Origin of the sequence: Streptomyces sp. MnatMP-M17 (assembly GCF_900091995.1) — a bacterium.
Classification (GTDB): Bacteria; Actinomycetota; Actinomycetes; order Streptomycetales; family Streptomycetaceae; genus Streptomyces.
In genome coordinates this window covers 1-3,830 of record NZ_FMDK01001066.1, presented here as the reverse complement: position 1 = coordinate 3,830, position 3,830 = coordinate 1, and the positions used below count along the sequence as shown (strand labels likewise).

Genomic DNA, 3,830 nt, shown 5'->3' with positions numbered 1-3,830 from the left:
GGGAGTTCGCGCAGCAGGGCGCTCGGCCGGCTCGCGCCGAAGGCGGCCACGAAGCGGTCCAGGGCGACTTCGGCGACGACCGCCGTCGGTTCGGCCTCCATGATCAGACGCAGCAGTGTCTCGCAGGCCTGTTCCGGGTCCATGGCGCCGATCCCGGCGCGCCTCGCGGCCTCGTCGGCCCCGGCGCCCTCCGCCATTCCGCCGCCGTCCCAGGCGCCCCAGGCGATCGAGGTCGCCGGGAGATCGTGTGCCCGGCGCCGTTCGGCGAGTGCGTCGAGTACGGCGTTGGCCGCCGCGTAGTTGGCCTGGCCGGGGTTGCCCACGGCGGAGGAGGCGGAGGAGAACAGCACGAACGCCGTGAGGTCCAGCTCCCGGGTCAGTTCGTCGAGCAGCAGGGCCGAGGTGACCTTGGCGCGGAAGACCGGTGCGAACCGCTCGGGAGTGAGCCGGTCGAGTACGCCGTCGTCCAGGACTCCGGCCGTGTGCACCACACCGGTCAGCGGATGCTCGGCCGGGATGTCCGCGAGTACGGCGGCCAGTTGGTCCCGGTCGGCGGCGTCGCACGCGGTGAGGCTGACACGGGCGCCGAGCTCTTCGAGTTCGGTCCGCAGCGCTTCGGCGCCGGGCGCCTCGGGGCCGCGCCTGCTGAGCAGTACGAGGTGCTGGACACCGTCCCGGGCGAGCCTGCGGGCGACATGGGCGCCGAGGGCGCCGGTGCCACCGGTGATCAGTACGGTGCCGTCCGGCTCCCAGACACGGGCCGGGTGTTCACCGGGCGCCCGTACCAGGCGCCGGGCGAGAACGGCTGAGCCCCGTACGGCGACCTGGTCCTCTCCGTCGAGTCCGGCCAGTACGCCCGTGAGCCCGGCGGCCGTCCGCCCGTCCAGTGTCCCGGGCAGATCGATCAGACCGCCCCAGCGCTCCGGATACTCCAGCGCGGCAACTCGGCCGAGGCCCCAGACGGCGGCCTGGAGCGGGTGGCGCGGCTCCTCCGTACGGCGTACGGAGACCGCGCCACGGGTGAGGCACCAGAGCGGTGCGCCGATCCCGGCGTCGCCCAGGGCCTGGAGCAGTACGGCGGTGAGGGCGGCGCCCTCGGGCACACCGTCCGCCAGGGAGTCCCGCAGGGCCAGGAGTGATACGACACCGGCGAAGGGCGTGCCGTCCGTACGGGCACCATCGCCCAGGGCCCGGAATTCCGCGGCGAGCGCGGCACGGTCGGGCGTGGCGACCGGGAGCCGCACGACCGAGGTGCCCAGCGCGTCGAGCGCCGTGGACACCCAGGCGTCCTCGGTCAGTTCGCCGGGCACCACGGCGAGCCAGGTGCCCGTGAGCGGCTTGCGGTGGGCGAGGGCGAAGCCGCCGACGGGCCGCCAGACGACACGGTGCCGCCGGCCCTCCACGACCGACTCGTCGTCGCGCTGCCTGCGCCAGTCCAGCAGCGCGGGCAGCACCCTGGACAGGGCGTCCTCCTCGATGTCCAGGACGGATTCCAGCGAGGCGAAGTCCTCCCGCTCCACGGCGTCCCAGAACCCGCGGTCCGTGGTGTCCGCCCGCGGTGTCGCCTCGGCGGCGACGGCCGGCGCGTCGGGCCAGAACCGGCCGTGCTGGAAGGCGTATGTCGGCAGATCCACCCACCGGGCTCCGGTGTCCGCGAAGAACGCCGGCCAGACCGGGCCCGCACCGTGGACATGCAGCCGGGCGAGCGCGGTGACCAGGGTGGTCTCCTCGTCCCTGCCCTTGCGCAGGAGCGGTACGGCGACGGCGGCGGGCGGCGCCGACTCCTGGGCCAGGGCGGCGAGCACTCCGTCCGGGCCCAGTTCCAGGAACGCGGTCACTCCGCGCTCCGCCATCGTCCTGACACCGTCGGCGAACCGTACGGCCTCCCGGACATGCCGTACCCAGTACTCCGCCGAGCACAGCTCCTCGGCCGTGGCCAGGGCGCCGGTCAGATTGGACACCACCGGGATACGCGGTGCCCGGAAGGCCAGTTGCTCCGCGACGGCGCGGAAGCCGTCCAGCATCGGGTCCATCAGCGGCGAGTGGAACGCGTGCGAGACCCGCAGCCGGCTGGTCTTGCGGCCACGCCTCTCCAGCTCGGCCGCCACCTCCAGCGCCACGCCCTCCTCGCCCGAGATCACCACGGACGCCGGGCCGTTGACGGCGGCGACCGAGATCCGGCCGGAGAGCAGCGGAGTGATCTCGTCCTCGGTGGCCTGTACGGCGAACATCGCGCCGCCGGCCGGCAGCTCCCGCATCAGCCGCGCGCGGGCCGCGACCAGCTTGACCGCGTCCTCCAGTGTGAACACGCCCGCCACATGGGCGGCGGCGATCTCACCGATGGAGTGCCCGGCCACCAGGTCCGGAGTCAGGCCCCAGGACTCGACCAGCCGGAACAGCGCCACCTCGACGGCGAACAGCGCGGGCTGGGCGGCGCCGGTGTCGTTGAGCTCCGCGGCGTCCGTGCCCCAGATCACCTCGCGGAGCGGGCGCTCCAACTCGGCGTCCAGCAGGGCCAGTACGGTGTCGAGCGCCTCGGCGAAGGCCGGGAACCGCTCGTACAGCTCACGGCCCATCCCGAGCCTCTGCGAGCCCTGGCCGGAGAAGAGGAAGGCGCGCTTGCCCGCCTTCTCCACCTTGTGCTCGACCAGCTGCGGCAGTGTGTTCCCTTCGGCCAGCGCGGTGAGGCCGTCGAGCAGACCTCCGCGTTCGGTGACGGTCAGGGCGGCCCGGTGCTCGAAGACCGAGCGGGTCGTCGCGAGCGAGAAGGCGAGATCGGTCAGCGGGACATCGGGACGGGCGGTCACCCGGGCGAGCAGCCTGCGGGCCTGGTCGCGCAGCGCGTTCCCGGTCCGGCCGGAGAGCAGGACCGGCACGGTGCTCGCCTCGCGCCCGCCGGATGGCGCATCGGCAGCGGTATCAGTAGCGGTAGCGGTATCGCCGACGGCCTCCGGTGCCTGCTCCAGGACGATATGCGCGTTCGTACCGCTGGCACCGAACGAGGAGACTCCGGCGCGGCGCGGCCGGCCCGAGTCCGGCCAGGCGATCTGCTCGGTGAGCAGCCGGGCCGCGCCCGCCGTCCAGTCCACCTGGGACGTCGGGTTCTCGGCGTACAGCGACTTCGGCAGGGTGCCGTGGCGCATCGCCATCACCATCTTGATCACGCCCGCGACACCCGAAGCGGCCTGCGTGTGACCGATATTGGTCTTGAGTGAACCGAGCAGGAGCGGGCGCTCCGGATCGCGGTCCTGGCCGTAGGTGGCGAGCAGTGCCTGTGCCTCGATCGGGTCACCGAGCTTGGTACCGGTGCCATGGGCCTCCACCGCGTCCACCTCGGCCGGCGAGAGACCGGAGTTGGCGAGGGCCTGCCGGATCACCCGCTGCTGCGCGGGCCCGCTCGGCGCGGTCAGTCCGTTGGAGGCGCCGTCCTGGTTGATGGCCGAGCCGCGCAGGACCGCCAGTACGCGATGGCCGTTGCGGCGCGCGTCGGAGAGCCGCTCGACCACGAGCATGCCCACACCCTCGGACCAGCCGGTGCCGTCCGCCGCCTCGGAGAACGCCTTGCACCGGCCGTCGGGCGAGAGCGCGCCCTGGGCGCTGAACTCGACGAAGCCCGCCGGAGTGGCCATCACGGTGACACCGCCGGCCAGGGCGATCGAGCATTCACCGGTACGGAGGGCCTGGGCGGCGAGATGCAGGGCGACCAGCGACGAGGAGCACGCGGTGTCCACGGAGACCGTGGGTCCCTGGAGGCCGAAGGAGTACGCCAGCCGACCGGAGAGCAGGCTCGCCGACTGCGCGGTCTCCCACTGGCCGGCCTCGGCGGGCCG

General features: G+C 73.5%; 1 protein-coding gene. It reads right to left on the bottom strand.

Features of this window, described 5'->3' with window-relative positions:
- Window positions 1-3,830: type I polyketide synthase (locus GA0115259_RS35950; protein WP_141716837.1), on the bottom strand; the 3,830-nt coding region annotated here is incomplete at both ends.